Here is a 17,694-nt window from a genome sequence, read left to right on the forward strand (position 1 = left end):
CGAAAGACTATATAACAATCTTCATTTTTTTTGTCAACATTTTTTTATCAAAATATGTTATTCAGTATTATTGTCTCTGCCCTATCTGTCCCAAGTGATATCAACGAGTACTCAACACCTAAATAACTCTTTATAAATTCTACATATTTCTTAGCATTTTCAGGCAAATCATCATAACTTCTAACCTTTGTTATATCTTCACTCCATCCTGGAAATTCTTCATAAACAGGCTCACAATTTTCTAAGATCTTCACTTCAGGAGGAAAAGTTTCATAAACTTTGCCATTATATTTATAACCAACACAAACTTTAATTTTTTCCAAACCACTCAAAACATCAAGTTTAGTCAAAGCTATATACTTAATACCGTTTAGCATAACAGAGTATTTACCAGCTACTAGATCAAGCCAGCCACATCTTCTTGGTCTACCTGTTGTAGCTCCATACTCACCACCAACCTCTCTTAATCTTTCTCCCATATCGTCATTTAACTCAGTAGGAAATGGGCCGCTACCAACTCTTGTGGTATAAGCCTTCATAACACCAACAACATTATTTATTTTAATAGGAGATAACCCTGTACCAGTACATGCACCACCTGCTGTTGCATTACTTGAGGTTACATAAGGGTAAGTCCCATGGTCAACATCAAGCAATGTTCCTTGAGCTCCCTCCATCATTACCTTTTTACCTTCATCATAAAATTTGTTTATAAGATAGCTTGTTTCTGCTACATAAGGTTTTAGATAATCTGCATATTCCAAATATTTATCATAGATTTCACCTGGATCTAACTTATCCAATCCGTATATCTTTTCTGCAATCCTGTTTACTTCATAGACATTGTCAAATATCTTCTCTTTTAAAACCTCATCATCAAATAGATCACAAACCCTTATCCCTACTCTCGCCATTTTATCAGCATAAGTTGGGCCAATACCTCTACCTGTGGTACCTATCTTCTTTGACCCTTTTTTGAGTTCGGATTGTTTATCAAAAAGTTTATGATATGGCATAATAAGATGAGACCTCTTGCTCAAGAAAAACCTACCTTCAAACTTTATCCCTCTATTTTTTAAGTCATCAATCTCCTGAATTAAAGCTTCAGGATCAACTACCACACCATTTCCTATTATATTAATTTTATCTTCATGCATAATACCAGATGGTATAAGATGTAAAATATACTGTTCACCATCAATTACCACTGTGTGACCAGCATTATGCCCACCTTGGTATCTCACCACCACATCGCTTTCAGCAGTATAAATATCAACAACTTTCCCTTTACCTTCATCGCCCCATTGGGCACCTAAAACTATTGAACATGGCATTTTCACTACCTCACTTTATAATTTTTTCAAAGTCATACAACTTCATAATATTTTCAATTTCTAATTCATCTTTTATCCAAAGTACTTTAAAGCCATCATTCTTTAAATTTAAAGCTTTAAAAAAATAGTTTTCTCCAACCACTAAGTAATCAAACTTTTGTTTATTATCTAAAAAATCAATATCTTGTAAAATCTCTTCAATATTAAGCGCAAAACCACAGGATTGCAATGGCCAATCAAATTTTTCCATCAAATTATCATATCTACCGCCACCACCAATCACAACACCCTTACTGTTTATTATATCAAAATTAATGCCTGTATAATAATTAAATCCCCTCATTTCAGTAGCATCAAAAATAATATCCCCTTCCTCTACACCAATACTAATAAGATTTTCCATTAAATCTTTCAAATATATAAGTCTTTGTTGTAATCTATCATTAAAAGAACTTTTTTCTATAACCTCATCTAATACAAACTTATCTCCAAAACCCTTTATCATAGCCAAAAGAAGAACATACTCATTTTCTGATATACTTTTTTCATTATAAAGCTTTTTAAGTTCATCAAGATTTTTCTCTTTTAAACATTTAACAACACTTCGATTATTACCAAATGTTTTAATTATTTCATTAACAAGGTTACTATCACCTAAAACTATCTTATAGTTTTTTAACCCTATTTTTTTCAATGAATTATACGCTAAAAAGATAATTTCAATATCACCCAAAAACTCCTGTAAACCAAATAATTCACACCCTACTTGATATTTTTCCGATTTTAACCCTTTATTCAAATCGACATTCCTAAAAATTCTACCTTTGTAAGAAATCCTTATCGGCAAAGGGTAGTCTTTCATATAAAGGGATACAAACCTACAAGCCTGAGGAGTAAAGTCAGGCCTTAAAACAAGAGATTTACCTGTGTATCTATCGATAAACCTGATTATGTTTTCATCTTTAAAATCCCAAGTGACCCCTTCCAATAAATCATAAAATTCATATATAGGCAATTGAACCTCAGAGTAACCATTATTTTCAAAATACTCAGTTAAAATAGAAACAACTTTATTAAGTTTTTTAGCTCTTACAAGGGGTGATTTCATAATTTGCTAACCTTATTGTTAAAAATAACTTCTTCAGCAGCTTTGACACCTGCACCAAAATCAAACTTATACCCAAAATATTTTAAACCAAGCTCTAATGCTGAAATTGCAGTCAATGTATCAAAGATATCATGATAACCTAAATGGCTTATTCTAACAATTTTACCTTTTAAATGATCCTGCCCTCCAGCAAAAGTAACCCCCATTTTTTCTCTTAAAAATTTTACAAATTTTCCGCCATCAATATCCTCTGGCAAATAGAAACCTGTAGCAGCATTTGATGGTATATCTTTTGCAAGAAATTCAAACCCTAAAGCTTTTACAGCTTCTCTTGTGGCCTGTGCACAAAGTTCATGCCTACCATAAACATTTTCAAGCCCTTCATTCATCATCATATCAAGCACTTTATTCAAGCCTATAATAAGTGAAACTGCAGGAGTATATGCGGTGGTATTATCACTTTGAGATTTTCTTTCTTTTTTAAGATTTAAATAATATTTTGGCAAATTAGATTTCTCCACAAAGCTCCACGCCTTATCACTTAATGCTATAATTGACAAGCCTGGTGGCAGCATAAATGCTTTTTGGGAGCCTGTTACAAGAACATCTATACCCCATTCATCCATTTTAGTTTCAACTACACCAACGGAAGTAATCCCATCTACAATAAACAGTGTATTGTCAAATAATTTAATGAGATTTCCAATTTCCTTTATAGGATGATATGCTGTAGTGGATGTCTCACTAGCCTGGATAAAAACACCTTTTGCATCAGGATTAGCTATTAAAGCTGCTTCAACCTGCTCTGGTTTTACTGACCTGCCCCATTCCAAATCTATTGAAACGACTTCCAGTCCGTAGGACTTACAAATCTCAACCCACCTTTTACCAAATTTTCCTGCATTCACAACAATAACCTTATCTCCACTACTAAAACAGTTTACTACAGCTGCTTCCATTGCAGCAGTCCCACTACCTGACAGGAGCAAGCAATCATTTTTTGTACCAAAAACTGGCTTTAGTTTTTCTCTTACTTCAGCAAAAATATTTGAAAACTCACTTGTTCTATGATGAATAATCGGCTTTGCCATTTCCAAAAGTACTTCTTCAGGTACCATTGTTGGACCAGGTGCTAATAAATACTTTTTATGCATTGTCACCTCTCATTTTAAAGAGTCTATTTTTTCTTTATAATTATCAGATCCGAAAATGTAGCTTCCAGCTACCAAAACATCACAACCTGCATCCCTTAATAGCTTCGCATTAGAATCGTTTACACCACCATCAACCTCAATCAAAATATCTCTTCCGACATTATTAATCATCTCTTTTAAGCGCCTTATCTTTTGTAATGAAGTTTCGATAAATTTTTGCCCACCAAAGCCAGGGTTTACACTCATCACAAGCACCATATCAATAAAAGGTAAAATTTCTTCTATCGTTGAAAGTGAAGTAGCTGGGTTAATAGATACCCCAGCTTTCACACCAAGCATTTTCACATTTTCTACCAATCTATGAAGATGGTTTGTAGCTTCAGCGTGGACAGTAATAATATCAGCACCAGCCTTAACAAAATCTTCTATATATTTTTCTGGCTCAACAATCATCAAATGCACATCAAAAGGTAGTTTAGTAACTTTCCTAATAGACTTAACAACAACTGGGCCTATAGTAATATTTGGAACAAACCTACCATCCATCACATCGATATGAATCCAGTCAGCACCAGCTTCTTCCACCAATTTAATCTCTTCACCCAACCTTGAAAAGTCTGCACTTAAAATCGAAGGAGCAATTATCATACCTACCTCATTTTTTAAACACAATGCAGCTATCTTTTAAAACTTATTAAGCAAAATAGCAATATTTTTGTATTGATTTTTTTATTTTGATATATTTTTAGCTTTAATTTTTACATAATCGTTTATAATATCACGGTGATCAAATGCTATATTTTCTGGTAGATCATCCACCAAAAAGAATTTCGCATTTTTTGCATCATCACTTGCTTTAAAATCTCCATCATATTTAGCATAATAAACAATACTCACTGTGTGACCTCTCGGATCCCTTGTAGGATCTGAATAAACACCTAACAATTCTATATTATCAACCTTAATGTTAGTCTCTTCAAAAAGCTCCCTTTTTGCTGCATCTTCAACCCTTTCACCATAATCCACGAATCCACCAGGGATTGCCCATCCAAAAGGGGGATTTTTCCTTTCTATCAACAGAATTTCACCTTTACTATTTTCAACAATCACATCAACAGTTAACTTAGGAGTATAGATAAATTTTTTCCCATATTTAAATTTTAAAGCTCTATATACTGTATCGCAATAATGAGCTTCTTTACCATTTTCCCTATGTCTCCAAATCACTGGATAGAGGATACCATCTATTTCAGGATTTTTCCCTTTTTCAATATCTTGCAACATACTTGTTTTATAATTTTCTAAGTTTTCTGTCATGTTCACTACATTTTCATAATAATCCTTTTCAATTTCAATACCATCAAACCTTGCAGCCTCAACCCCTTCCATAACCATCTTATTCATAAGATCTTTAATCTCAGGATCTGCAACCATCTTGCCACATGTAGCCTCTAACAGTGCAGATAAAGGGTTAAAAGCAATATTCCAAAGTAGCTTTTTCCACAAAACTTTTTCTATCTCATCAGAAATATTGTAGATGAAACCTGCTTTTTTGAAAATAGTCTCAAGTATCTCTACATTTTTTTTACCCTTTTCTGTTATAGCTCCAAAAGTAATGTTACCTGCTGCTGAGTGATTTACAACACCTGGAGGATCAATTTTCAGACCAACAAAAAGAGATGCTAAAACAATCTGCTCATCTCTGAAATATTTCTTTAGTATTCTTACATTATCAACACCATTTTGAAATGAAACAACTATACCATCTTCATTAAGATTATCTTTCAACATCAAACAAGCAGTTTCTGTATCTTGAGATTTAGTAGAAATGATAGCAATATCAAATTTATCATTTACTTTATTTGTAGCTTTTATTTTAATTCTTTTCTCACCTAGGCTAAAGCTCCTTATTAAAAGCCCATTATTATTTATTGCTTCTAAATGTTTCCCTCTACATATCAAGGTAACATTAAAACCTGCATCTTTTAATAACCCTCCATAAAATGAGCCAATAGCTCCTGCCCCAACTACAACAATTTTCTTATTTAAATACAAGCTCTCCATCTTTAGCTATCACCTTTAGATTTTTTCTCCTTTTAAATTTACCCTGTAATAATAAATCACTAAGAGCATCTTCAATATATTTTTGCAAAATTCTCCTTATTGGTCTTGCACCATACATATAGTTGTAATCTTTGCTCAATAAAATCTCTTTTGCCTCATCAGTAACTTCTATCCTTTTACCTATCTTAGCCAACCTCTCATTGATTTCCTCTACTTGTATATCAATTATTTCAAACAACTGTTCCTTTGTAAGAGGTTTAAAAACAATAACTTCATCAACTCTATTAATAAATTCTGGTGGGAATCTCTCTTGCAACTCTTTTAAAGAATTCTTTTTAAAAGTTCCATAATCTAAATAAGTATTATCAAAATCTCCAAATCCAAGCTTTTTATTTATAATGGATGATTTTGTCCCAAGATTAGATGTCATTATTATTATCGTATTTTTAAAATTTACTTTGTATCCATGGCTATCTGTAACAAAACCTTCATCTAAAATCTGTAAGAGTATATTCATCACATCTGGATGAGCTTTTTCTATTTCATCAAAAAGAACAACAGAGTAAGGTTTTCTCCTCACTTCTTCAGTAAGCTTGCCACCTTCATCATAACCCACATATCCAGGTGGAGCACCAATTAGCCTTGAGACATTGAATTTCTCCATATATTCACTCATATCAATTCTGATTAGAGCATCTTTAGAGCCAAAGATAGTCTCAGCCAGCCTTTTAGATAACTCTGTTTTACCTACTCCAGTGGGTCCTAAAAATATAAAAGAGCCAATAGGTTTATTTGGATTATTAAGACCAGCAAAACTTCTTTTAATAGACTTTGCTACTAAATCTACAGCTTCATCTTGACCTATAATATATTTTTTCAAAACTTTATCAATTTTTGCAGCCTTTTCAGAATCCTCTTCTTTGAGCTTTTGAACAGGGATACCTGAAATCCCTGAAACCACTTCTGCCACATCATCAATGGTCATTACTGGCCATTCCAAATCAATCCCACTTTGCCATTCTTCATATTTTTCATTAAATTCTTTTAGTTTTTTATCTATAAGTTCTGAATACTTTTCAATCTCTGAAAAGTTGCTTGTTCCAAAAAATTTTGCTCTTTTTTCCTTCAGCTTATCTATTTCGTTTTTAATTTTGACAAGATCAGGTGGAAGTGTCTGCTTTTTTAATTTAATTTTACTAGCTGCCTCATCAATAACATCTATACTTTTATCTGGCTGATACCTATCAGTAATATACCTATCGGTTAAGTACACAACTTCATTTATAACCTCATCAGGGATTAAAACTTTATGAAAGTCTTCATAATACTTTCTTAACCCTTTTAAAATCTTTACTGTTTCTTCTGAGTTAGGCGGTTCTACGGAAATTGTTTGAAATCTTCTTTCTAAAGCGCCATCTTTTTCAAAATGTTTTCTATACTCTTTATATGTTGTAGCTCCAATGCATTGAAATTTCCCTCTTGCTAAAGCTGGCTTTAGCATATTTGATGCATCAATTGACCCTTCTGCAGCACCAGCACCAATAATAGTATGTATTTCATCTATAAAAACAATAATATTACCTGATGCTTCAATCTCCTTGATAATGTTTTTCATCCTCTCTTCAAACTGGCCACGATATTTTGTCCCTGCAACTATAGTACCTAGATCTAAAGAGACCAATCTCTTATTTTTCAAAATTTCTGGAACATCTCCACTGGCTATCCTCTTAGCTAACCCCTCTACAATTGCTGTCTTACCAACACCGGGAAAACCTATCAAAATGGCATTATTCTTTATTCTTCTTCCCAAAATCTGAATTAGCCTTTCAATCTCCATTTCTCGACCAATGACAGGGTCAAGCTCATTCTTTAATGCCATTTCAGTCAAATCTTTTCCAAACTCATCTATTGTAGGTGTAGCAACGGGTGCTTTTTTATTAAAATTTTTAGACATCATTTTAATCTCATCTCTAAGCGTTACAATATCAAAGCCAAGCTTTTTTAAAATCGTAAAAGCTTTACCTCTATGCTCTTTCATCAAACCCAGCAAGATGTGCTCTGGGTTAATATATTTATGATTTAGTAGATTGGCTTCTTCAACAGCATACTCAAGCACCCTTCTTGCTAGAGGGCTAAAAGGGATACTCCCTTTAATCATCAAATTCTTGCCACTGCCAGTCATATTCTCAATCTCTTTTATCAGGCTAACTGTATCAAACCCTCTTCTTTCAAACAGTTCTGCAGGCAACCCTCCTTTATCTTTAAGCAAACCGATAAGAAGGTGCTCTGTATCTATATGCGTATTCATTAATTTTTCCGCTTCTTCTCTTGAGTATAGAATTACTCTTCTTGCTCTCTCTGAAAAATATTCAAACATTTTAAACCTCAAATTTTAGCCAATTATAACAGCAAAGACAATTTTTTGCAAATTAGATTTATCATTTGCAAACTTCATTTCTATCCTTTATAATAAAATTAAGATTTGATAAGTCAAGTTAAGGATATTTTAAAATGATAAAAATACCTGTTGACCAGATAAAACTAGGTGTGACAATCTTGAAGACTGATAAGCCATGGCTAAACCTTTCTTTTTTTAATAAGCCCGTAACTGATTTAAAAGTTATAGATATTTTAAAAAACTATGGCGTTAAAAATGTTTTTATAAAAAGCGATGAAATTGCTGATGATCTTTTTGGCTTAAATAAGCAATTACAAAACGAAGTGATACAACAAGCAGAAAAGCTTGATATTACAAAATACACCACCACATTAAAAGATATAGAACAATTAAAATCATTACATGAGCGAGCTAAAAAGATAACTAAACAACTATATTTAGATGCCAGAGCAGGCAAATCTATTGATACCGAAATGGCTCAAAAGATTGTTGATACTTTTGTTGACTCCTGCTTTAAAAAACCTCATCTGGTGGTTACTTTATCGAGATTAAAAAGTTTTGATGATTACACCTTCGTTCATAGTCTAAATGTGGGGGTGTTATCGATAGTTCTTGGAAAAAGATATGGAATGGACGTGATTGGTTTAAAAAATCTTGGCATGGGTGCTTTACTTCATGACATAGGCAAAATGAAGATTCCTGATGAAATTCTAAACAAACCTGGGAAATTAACAGATGAAGAATTTAATATTATGAAAAAACACCCAGAATACGGTTATGAAATTTTAAAAAATGATAAAAACCTAAATGAAGATTCACTTTACGCAATCTACTTACATCACGAAAGGGCTGACGGCTCTGGATACCCAAACGGCTTTAAAGAAGCTGAAATACCCCTTTTTGCAAAGATTGTTTCAATTGTTGATGTTTATGATGCTATAACATCTAAAAGGGTTTATCACGGTGCACTTATACCTCCAAAAGCTTTACAACTTTTATTTTCATGGTCGGAAAAGCATTTTAATAAAATTTTAGTAAAATTTTTTATGGAAATAATAGGGATTTACCCTGTGGGTACTCTTGTTTTACTTGATACAGGGGAAATGGGTATAGTATTTGAGCAGTCAAAAGAAGACCCCACAAGGCCAAAAGTACTTGTTATTACCGATGAAAAAAGAAAGATGAGAGAGCCTTATCTATTTGATTTGAAAAAATACAACCTAATAACTAAAAAACCTTACAAATCTATATTAGCTCCTCTCGATGCCAGAAAACTTAATATTGATACTAACAAAATAATGGATAAATTTTTGATAAAAGCAAAACAGGGAGTACTAACATGAAAAAAAACTTTTATGCTCTCACCTTTATAAGTGAAGACAGACCAGGTATTGTCGCTAAAGTTTCTAAGATACTTTATGAAAACAATTTTAACATTGAAGACTCCTCTTCTACTTTACTAAAAGGCTTTTTTTCAATGATCCTTATAGTAAGTACTGATAAAGATTATAAAGTAAATGAAATAAAGAAGAAATTTGCACCATTAGTAAAAGAGCTTGGTATGGCTACAAGTGTTAGAAAGATTGAAAAATTTCAAAAATTACCAGATGGCAAAACCTTTATCATCTCAGTTTACGGAGCTGATAAACCTGGTATAGTCTATACTGTTTCAAATTTTTTGGCTGAAAAACATATAAATATAGTTGATTTGCAGACAAAAGTTGCTGGGTCTGATAAAAAACCTGTTTACATAATGGTGTTAGAAGTAATAATACCTGAATCAATTTCTGATAAAAATTGGGATAAAGAGCTTAAAGAAATTGCAAAATCTATCGGTATTGATATAAATATCAGAGAAATTGAAACCTATGAGATGTAATAAATGCCTGTAAGAGATGTATTGACATATCCAAACCCTATTTTAAAAGAAATTTCTAAGGAAGTAACAGAAATAAATGAAAATATAAAAAAAATAATTCAAGATCTTGTAGATACAATGGATGCCACAAGTCACTCTACAGGTATTGCTGCTCCACAGATAGGTGAGCTTGTGAGAATAATTGCAATAGATCCGGGAAAAAATAAAAAATGTAAAAATCATCATGGGAAAAAAGTATTAATTAATCCAGAAATAGTAAAATGGGAAGGTTTGGTTCAATCTAGAGAAGGGTGTATGAGTGTTCCTGATTATACTGGCAATGTAAATAGAGCTGAAAAAGTTGTTGTTCAATTTTTGGATGAAAATTTTGAACCCCAAGCCTTTGAAGCAGAAGGTTTTGAAGCAATTTTACTGCAGCATGAGATTGATCACCTTGATGGTATCCTTTTTATCGATAGAATAATTTCTAAAAGGACTGATTTGTTCAGGAGGAAAAAATACAAATGAAAGTACTTATAACCCAAAAATTACCATTTGATATAGAAAACTATTTAAAAGACTTTGAAATCGATTACAGAGAAGAAAACACCCCTATCCCTTATGATGAACTGCTTGAAAGGGTTAAAGATTGTGATGGACTAATCTGCATGCTATCTGATAAAATTGATAAAAATCTTTTTGACAATTCCCCAAATCTTAAAGTTGTAGCAAATTATGCTGTTGGTTATAACAATATCGATGTTGAATATGCTACTAAAAAAGGGGTTATTGTTTGTAATACTCCTGATGTATTAACAGAAACCACTGCAGAGTTGGGATTTGCCCTAATGATATCACTAGCAAGACGAGTTGTTGAAGCAGATAAGTTTACAAGAGAAAGGAAATTTAAAGGGTGGACACCAAATCTCTTTCTTGGAACTGACTTGTATAAAAAAACCGTGGGGGTTTTTGGATTTGGGAGAATAGGTCAAGCATTTGCAAGATGCTGTAAAGGTTTTGAGATGAATATTATTTATCATTCAAGAAATAGATATTTTCAAAGTGAACTATTATTGGGAGCAAAATATGTCTCATTTGAGGAGCTGATAACACAATCTGACTTCCTAGTTATTACTGCGCCATTAAATGATGATAATTATCACAAATTTAATTTAGATGTATTCAAAAAAATGAAAAGAACATCCTTTATCATAAATATAGGTAGAGGCCCCATTATAAAAGAGGATGACCTTGTTATCGCTCTTGAAAATGGTTATATAAAAGGTGCTGGACTTGATGTTTATGAGTTTGAACCTAAGATTCACGAAGGACTTTTTGATAAAGATAATGTAATCCTTTTACCTCATATAGGTAGTGCATCAGAAGAAACTAGGGCAGAAATGGCCAAAATGTGTGCTGATGCAATAATTTCAGTTTTAAAATATAGCAAAAAACCTCACAATGCTTTAAACTAAACATTGTTCTATTACTTATTGACAAAATATTTATTTTTTCGTAATTAATATACATGAAAAATACAATTATTTTCCTTTTAATGATTGCTTTTTTCCCAAATTTAGCAATCTCAAAAGATATAGCTTTGGTAATAAGCTATCATAAAAGTTTTCCATGGGTAGAAGATTTTAAAAATGGTTTTTTTAATATAATTGATAACAAAAGTGTTGATATATATTATTTAAATGCAAAAAAGGGGGCACCATCTGAAATCCAATCAAATGTCAATCATACATTATCCAACATAAACAAAAATAAATCAAAAATAATTGTCTGCTTAGATGACTTTGCTTTAGAAAACATTTGCAAAAAATATTTTAACACAGATAAATTGCTTGTTTTCGCTGGAATAAACCGAGAAAAAGAGTATTACCAACTTGATAAAGTAAAAAATATAACAGGTGTATTTGAGCATATTTATTTTGAACAAACCTTTGAAATATTAAAAGATATTTTCCCTCATGCCAAAAAAGCCCTCTTACTGTCTGATACCAGCATGAGTTCTTTATCTGCACTAAAAAGATGCCCCTCAAAATATAAAGATTTGACAATAAAAATTAAAAATATAGAGACTTTTTCTGAATGGGAAAAGACTGTATTAGATGCTCAAAACAAATTTGATACATTGATTATTTTAACTTGTGCAAAAATTAAAGATGACAAAGGGGCTTATATGGCAAATACAGATGTCCTGAAATGGACATTGAAACACAATAGATTACCCGAAATAACCCTTTTAGAATGGATGGTGAAAAGAGGAGCATTGATCGGTGTAGCAATAAGTGGCTATAATCATGGAATAGAATCTGGATTAATAGTAAAAAAATTGCTAAATGGAGAAAATATCACAAAAATCCCCCCCATAAAATACACCAAAGCAGAATTAACGGTTAACACAAAAAGAGCAAAAATATTGGGTATTAAGATACCATTGAGCATTCTACTTTATGCAAAAACAGTAAATTGATATTGAGTATAAGATGCTAAAAAAAGTTGTTTTATCTGGTATTTTAATTTTAATATTTATAACTATTTCATTTTTATTAATCCTTCAGATACAAAAAAAAGAATACACATTCATCAAAGAGTATAACCAAAATTATATCGAAATTCTACTTACTGAAATAAATAGCAAGATTGAGCAAAAAATTGAATACGAATTTGAAAAATTAAATATATTATCTAACTTGCTTAAAAATAACCTAAACAAATTACCTGAGCTTATCTCTGTTGTAGAGAAAAATGATAATAACTCTTTCTTACTAATGATTTCTAATGAGGGGAATATATTAGCATCCTTTCCATATAAAGATGGATTTAATGGCTTTTCCATATTAAATTTCCCTGATATAGCAGACTTTTTTATTGATTTAACTAAAAAAAATAAATTGGCAAAATATATTAAAGTGAAAATTTATAACAACGAAACATTATCTTTTTCTATAAAAAATTATATATGTATTGGCATTAAAGGGAACATATCAAACAATAACAGCTTTTATTTATTAAAACTATCGCCACTAAATAGCTTTTTTCATACTATTAGTGACAAGTTTAAGGATATTTTAGGTAGTCAAATTGTTATATATTTAGAAAATGAGCCAAATTTAAATAATGCTTTTCAGGCTTACCCTTATAATATTTATGGTTTAAAATATTACTTGGTATTAAAAGAACTAAAACCCCAAATAAATTTTTACATAAAAGAGCATTTTACTAAAATAAATTATTCTATTTTCATCCTGCTGTTTGTAGTTTTCCTTTTTGGTACTTATATAGTTTACAATCTACTTTCTTCTCACAAAAAATTAGAACAAATTATTAATAAAAGAGTAAAAGAAATTGATCATGAACGACAAAAGTACGAAGCTTTATTTAATAACTTACCACTACCAGCTATAGTATTTGACCCAAATACTTTAGAAATTCTTGAGACCAATTTTAAAGCTAAAGAATATGGTCTAGATAGAAACAAAAATTTATCATCCATTATCAAAAACAAAAAGATTTTAAAAGATCATATTGAAGCTTTAGAAAAAAACATCAAAGATGATTTTGAATTAAATATTGATGATAAAAATTATTATCATATAAATTCTATACTAGACAAAGATGAAAATAAAGTAATCACTATTATGAATGATATAACAGAAAAAAGAATTTTACAGGAAAAAATCAAAAATTCTGAAAGAAAAGAGTTAATCGCAACTATAACATCAGGAATAGCACATGACTTTAAAAACACTTTGAACAACTTAAAAATCTATTTTAAATTAATAGAAAATGAACCACAAAACCTGAACAACTATTTAAAAAACATTAAATCTATCGTTAATTCTGCATGTGATCATATAAATAATTTATTACTTATAGCATATAATAAAAAACCTTCTTTAAAAATATTAAATGTTGATAACTTGATGAAAGAGTTTTTACAAATTATAAGGCAATACTTACCTAAGCATATTGATATAACCTATATTAATTTAATGACAAACTCAAAAATTTTAGGCTCAAAATCAACATTGACACAGGCCTTTATGAATATTGTTATAAACTCCAAAGATGCAATCGGTGATAAAAATGGAAACATTACAATCATTGTAGACAAAGAATCAATAAATGATAATATGTTTGTAAAATTTACATTTAGTGATGATGGCCCAGGGATAGATGAAGAAGCTTTAAAAAATATTTTTAAGCCTTTTTTTACAACCAAAAAGAATGGTTACGGGCTTGGGCTTACACTTGTTAATAGAATAATTAGAGAATTAAACGGTTTTATGAATATTGAAAGCGCTAAAGGGAAAGGTACAATAGTAAAGATATATATACCAGAAAGCCTTGAAAAATAATATGCAAGATATGTTAGTTAAGTATGTAAAAAATAATAAATTAAGAAGTGAATTAGAATATGTATTCAAGCACTCACTTTTTTTATGCAACTATTATCAGTCTTATCCTGAAAAATTAGAGTCTGCTTTAACACATTTAGGCAAAATTAGAGACAAAAACGAAATTTTAAAATCACTTAACATTAATGATTTTATATCTATGTCAAAACAAGAATTTGATAATTATTTAAGACATTCTAAAATGACAGAATATTTAATAATCACTTATAATGATTTAATTTTAAAAAAACCTATTGAAGAAATAACTTTTCATTTATCATCTTTTGCATCAGCAGTGCTAGAAATTGCTTATCAATATGCTTATAATAAGTTAAGTGAAATACATGGAATGCCTACCGATACTGAAGGTAATGTTGTCCCTTTTACAATAATTGGCTTGGGTAAACTGGGTGGTTATGAGCTAAATTTTAGCTCTGACATTGATATAATTTATGTGTATGGTAGTGAAAAAGGGAAAACATCTGGTGAAAAACCTATATCAAACCATGAATTTTTCGTAAAGTTGGGTAAAGAGATATTCCATCATCTTTCTGATAGAAATGAAATAGGGATAGTTTATAGAGTTGATTTGCGTTTGAGACCAGATGGAGAAAAAGGGGAATTAGCGCTCCCTTTAAGGAGTTATGAGGTTTATTACGAAGCTTATGGTCAAAACTGGGAAAGAATGATGCTTTTAAAAGCTAACCCTGTAGCTGGAGATTTAGAGCTGGGTAATAGATTCTTAGAAATGGTAAAACCTTTTGTTTTTAGAAGATCTCTTGATACAAAACTAATCAATGATTTATTAGATGTAAAAGGGAAAATCCAAAGAAGAATTGATTTAAAGGGTAGAAATGAAAAAAATGTTAAACTTGGATTTGGTGGAATTAGAGAAATTGAATTTATAATTCAGGCTCTACAGATTTTGAATTATCCCAAGAATCAAAACATAGTTGAAAGAAACTCATTAAAAGCCATCGAAAAGTTAGCCTCAAACAATATTTTATCTGAATCAGATGCAAAATTTTTATCTGAAGCATATAGGTTTCTAAGAAAATTAGAGCACATGGCTCAAGTTGAAAATGAGTTTCAAACACATACCGTACCCGAAAACAGTAAAAATTTTGATCTTTATTTAGAAAGATGCGGATTTAAAACTAAAGAAGAGTTTGAAAAGAAATATTTAGAGATTACAACCAAGGTAAACAAATTATTCAATTCAATATTACAAGAAGCAAAAACAGATGAAACGGCAATACTCTTTGACGAAGAACTGACAGAAAAAGATATAGCTTTATATTTAAAAAGCAAAAATATTGCAAATCCCGAAAAATGTACAAAAATAATTAAAAATATAATTACTGGCTCAAAATATCGAAAAAGGCAAGCTAGCGAATTAAAAATTATTAAAGCTATTTTTAAGCTATTAATACCAGAAATCAGTAAATTTGATAATCCTGATGAAATTCTAAGCTATTTTGAAAAACTGTTATTAAGGAAATCCTCTATCTATCTAATTTATGACTTAATTTTGGAATATCCCCAATTGATTCAAAAGCTGATTACAATTTTTTCATTGAGTAAACACTTATCAGAAATAATCGTAAATAACCCTAACACAATAGAGTTTTTATATGACCCAATGTCACCAAACATAGAAATGATAAAAATTTATGAAAGTTTAAAAGAGATCATCTCTAAACCAAATATTGATGAAGAATTAGAATACGAACTGCTTAGAATTAAACAAAAAGAGTTACTTTTTAATATTGGCTATTTATATCTAAACAAAAGTATAAATATTGTTCAAACCATGTATTCCTTAACAAACATCGCCAGAGCATTTACTTTACTTGCTTTTGAGAATAATTTTAAAAAATTAATATCTAAGTATGGATATCCAATCACTACTGATAAAAAAAATTCTGACTATTTAATTCTTGGGCTTGGAAAACTTGGTAGCTTTGAAATAAGCTTTGGTTCTGATTTAGATTTGATTGTACTATATGAAGATAATGGATATACTGATTCAAAAACAAACAAAATTACTAATCAAGAATTTTTTTCAAAACTAGTCCAAAAAGTTATCCATTATTTATCAACAATAACATACAATGGATACTTATACAAAGTTGATTTAAGGCTTAGACCAAGTGGCTCAAGCGGAACTCTTGTAACAACTTTGTCATCTTTTGATGAGTATCACAAAAAAAGCTCTATGACATGGGAAAAACAAGCACTTTTAAGAGCTGATGTCATAAACAATACTTCATCATTGGCTGAACCTTTTTTTAAGATTAAAGAAAAAATCCTTTTTAATTCCCCTATAACTCAAGATGAAATTAAAGAAATATATGAGATGAGATTTAGGATAGAAAAGGAAAAAGGTTCTCCAATCACAAAGAATGATTTTAAGTCAGGTTATGGCGGATTAATTGACATAGAGTTTGTTGCTCAAGCACTCCAATTAAAATACGCACATACATCTGAGCTATTAAAAGGAACAAATACGCATTATATCCTTCACTTTTTAAAAGATCTAAATATCCTTTCAAGCAGAAACTTTTACGCTCTTCACAACTCTTACCTATTTTTAAGAAATATAGAAAACTTAACAAGAGTGTATAACAATTTATCTACTTCCAAACTCCCTTCAGATTCAACATTGCTTTATAAAATTGCTACTTTTTTTGGCTATAATAAAGAAAACTTTGAAAAAATCTTATCTGATTTTCAAAGTACCAGAAAAACTGTCCGTGGTGCGTTTAATAGAATTTTTGAGCAATTGCTATCATGCTAAAAATTTTACAAATTTTAGATTACAATACCTTTGGAGAAAAATTAATAGAGATTGCAATAAAAACAGCACCTTTTGTCGATATCTTTTGGCTTAGGATAAAAAATAAACCCTTTCGAAAATGTTATGAGATAGCTGGTCAACTTATTAAATTTATAGAAAGAGAAAAAATAATTGTATCGGAATACCCTGATATTGCTGATATTTTAGGATTAAGAGGGGTACATCTAAACCACCTTTCATTGCTAGCTGATACAGTAAAAAAAACTTTTCCAGATTTAACTGTTGGTTACTCTGCCCATAGTATAGAAGAAATTAAATCGGTACCTGCTGATTATTTTACTTTAAGCCCTATATTTCTCACTAAAAAAGAGTTTAAAATAACCCCACTTGGATTAAACTTCACTTTACCTAAACAAAAAAAAGTTTATGCACTAGGTGGTATTAACAAACAAAATATTCATCTAATAGTTAATAAAGGCTTCTATGGAGTAGCAGGCATTAGCTTTTATAAACAATTACCTGATATTTATAAAATATTAAATAAGAACACAGGGGAATAACCCCTGCAT

At 30.6% G+C, this 17,694-nt stretch carries 14 protein-coding genes; 8 read left to right on the top strand and 6 right to left on the bottom strand.

Going from position 1 to position 17,694, the window contains the following annotated elements; all coding sequences use genetic code 11:
- Positions 1–47 precede the first annotated feature (47 nt).
- The 6 genes from OWM07_RS04475 to OWM07_RS04500 all read right to left on the bottom strand — a co-directional run bounded on the left by OWM07_RS04475 (position 48) and on the right by OWM07_RS04500 (position 8,037).
- Positions 48–1,334, bottom strand: a complete 1,287-nt coding sequence (locus tag OWM07_RS04475; RefSeq protein ID WP_423302470.1) for an adenylosuccinate synthase — start codon at positions 1,332–1,334, stop codon at positions 48–50.
- Between the two features lie 10 nt (positions 1,335–1,344).
- On the bottom strand, positions 1,345–2,442 hold the full coding sequence (locus tag OWM07_RS04480; RefSeq protein ID WP_423302471.1) for an ATP phosphoribosyltransferase regulatory subunit: 1,098 nt from the start codon (positions 2,440–2,442) through the stop codon (positions 1,345–1,347).
- On the bottom strand, positions 2,439–3,596 hold the full coding sequence (locus OWM07_RS04485; RefSeq protein ID WP_423302472.1) for a pyridoxal-phosphate-dependent aminotransferase family protein: 1,158 nt from the start codon (positions 3,594–3,596) through the stop codon (positions 2,439–2,441). The genes OWM07_RS04480 and OWM07_RS04485 overlap by 4 nt, the downstream gene beginning before the upstream one ends.
- Positions 3,597–3,605: 9 nt before the next feature.
- On the bottom strand, positions 3,606–4,244 hold the full coding sequence (gene rpe, locus OWM07_RS04490; protein WP_423302473.1) for a ribulose-phosphate 3-epimerase: 639 nt from the start codon (positions 4,242–4,244) through the stop codon (positions 3,606–3,608).
- Between the two features lie 81 nt (positions 4,245–4,325).
- On the bottom strand, positions 4,326–5,660 hold the full coding sequence (locus OWM07_RS04495) for a 2-dehydropantoate 2-reductase (RefSeq protein ID WP_423302474.1): 1,335 nt from the start codon (positions 5,658–5,660) through the stop codon (positions 4,326–4,328).
- Positions 5,638–8,037 carry an ATP-dependent Clp protease ATP-binding subunit gene (locus OWM07_RS04500; protein ID WP_423302475.1) on the bottom strand — a complete coding sequence of 800 codons (2,400 nt, stop codon included), beginning with the start codon at positions 8,035–8,037 and terminating at the stop codon, positions 5,638–5,640. Before OWM07_RS04500 ends, OWM07_RS04495 begins: the two co-directional genes overlap by 23 nt.
- A gap of 134 nt (positions 8,038–8,171) precedes the next feature.
- Here OWM07_RS04500 and OWM07_RS04505 point away from each other — a divergent pair, with 134 nt between their 5' ends.
- From OWM07_RS04505 to OWM07_RS04540, 8 genes are read left to right on the top strand one after another with little or no spacing between them, the layout of a single operon-like run.
- Positions 8,172–9,401 (top strand): HD-GYP domain-containing protein, encoded by a 1,230-nt coding sequence (locus OWM07_RS04505; protein WP_423302476.1) that lies wholly within the window; start codon positions 8,172–8,174, stop codon positions 9,399–9,401.
- The gene (locus OWM07_RS04510; RefSeq protein WP_423302477.1) at positions 9,398–9,937 is read left to right on the top strand and encodes a glycine cleavage system transcriptional repressor; all 540 of its coding nucleotides are present in this window, start codon (positions 9,398–9,400) and stop codon (positions 9,935–9,937) included. Before OWM07_RS04505 ends, OWM07_RS04510 begins: the two co-directional genes overlap by 4 nt.
- Before the next feature lie 3 nt (positions 9,938–9,940).
- Positions 9,941–10,444 carry a peptide deformylase gene (gene def, locus OWM07_RS04515; RefSeq protein ID WP_423302478.1) on the top strand — a complete coding sequence of 168 codons (504 nt, stop codon included), beginning with the start codon at positions 9,941–9,943 and terminating at the stop codon, positions 10,442–10,444.
- Positions 10,441–11,391: a 2-hydroxyacid dehydrogenase gene (locus tag OWM07_RS04520; protein ID WP_423302479.1), complete on the top strand. Its 951-nt coding sequence runs from the start codon at positions 10,441–10,443 to the stop codon at positions 11,389–11,391. Before def ends, OWM07_RS04520 begins: the two co-directional genes overlap by 4 nt.
- Before the next feature lie 53 nt (positions 11,392–11,444).
- The gene (locus OWM07_RS04525) at positions 11,445–12,398 is read left to right on the top strand and encodes an ABC transporter substrate-binding protein (protein WP_423302480.1); all 954 of its coding nucleotides are present in this window, start codon (positions 11,445–11,447) and stop codon (positions 12,396–12,398) included.
- A gap of 13 nt (positions 12,399–12,411) precedes the next feature.
- Entirely contained in the window at positions 12,412–14,286 is a 1,875-nt protein-coding gene (locus tag OWM07_RS04530) for a two-component system sensor histidine kinase NtrB (protein WP_423302481.1), read from the top strand.
- Position 14,287: 1 nt separating this feature from the next.
- A complete protein-coding gene (gene glnE, locus OWM07_RS04535) occupies positions 14,288–17,125 on the top strand; it encodes a bifunctional [glutamate--ammonia ligase]-adenylyl-L-tyrosine phosphorylase/[glutamate--ammonia-ligase] adenylyltransferase (RefSeq protein ID WP_423302482.1) in 2,838 nt (945 codons plus the stop codon).
- A complete protein-coding gene (locus OWM07_RS04540; protein ID WP_423302483.1) occupies positions 17,119–17,685 on the top strand; it encodes a thiamine phosphate synthase in 567 nt (188 codons plus the stop codon). The genes glnE and OWM07_RS04540 overlap by 7 nt, the downstream gene beginning before the upstream one ends.
- The last annotated feature ends 9 nt before the right edge of the window (positions 17,686–17,694 follow it).

It is taken from the genome of Deferribacter thermophilus (assembly GCF_049472675.1).
Classification (GTDB): domain Bacteria; phylum Chrysiogenota; class Deferribacteres; order Deferribacterales; family Deferribacteraceae; genus Deferribacter; species Deferribacter thermophilus.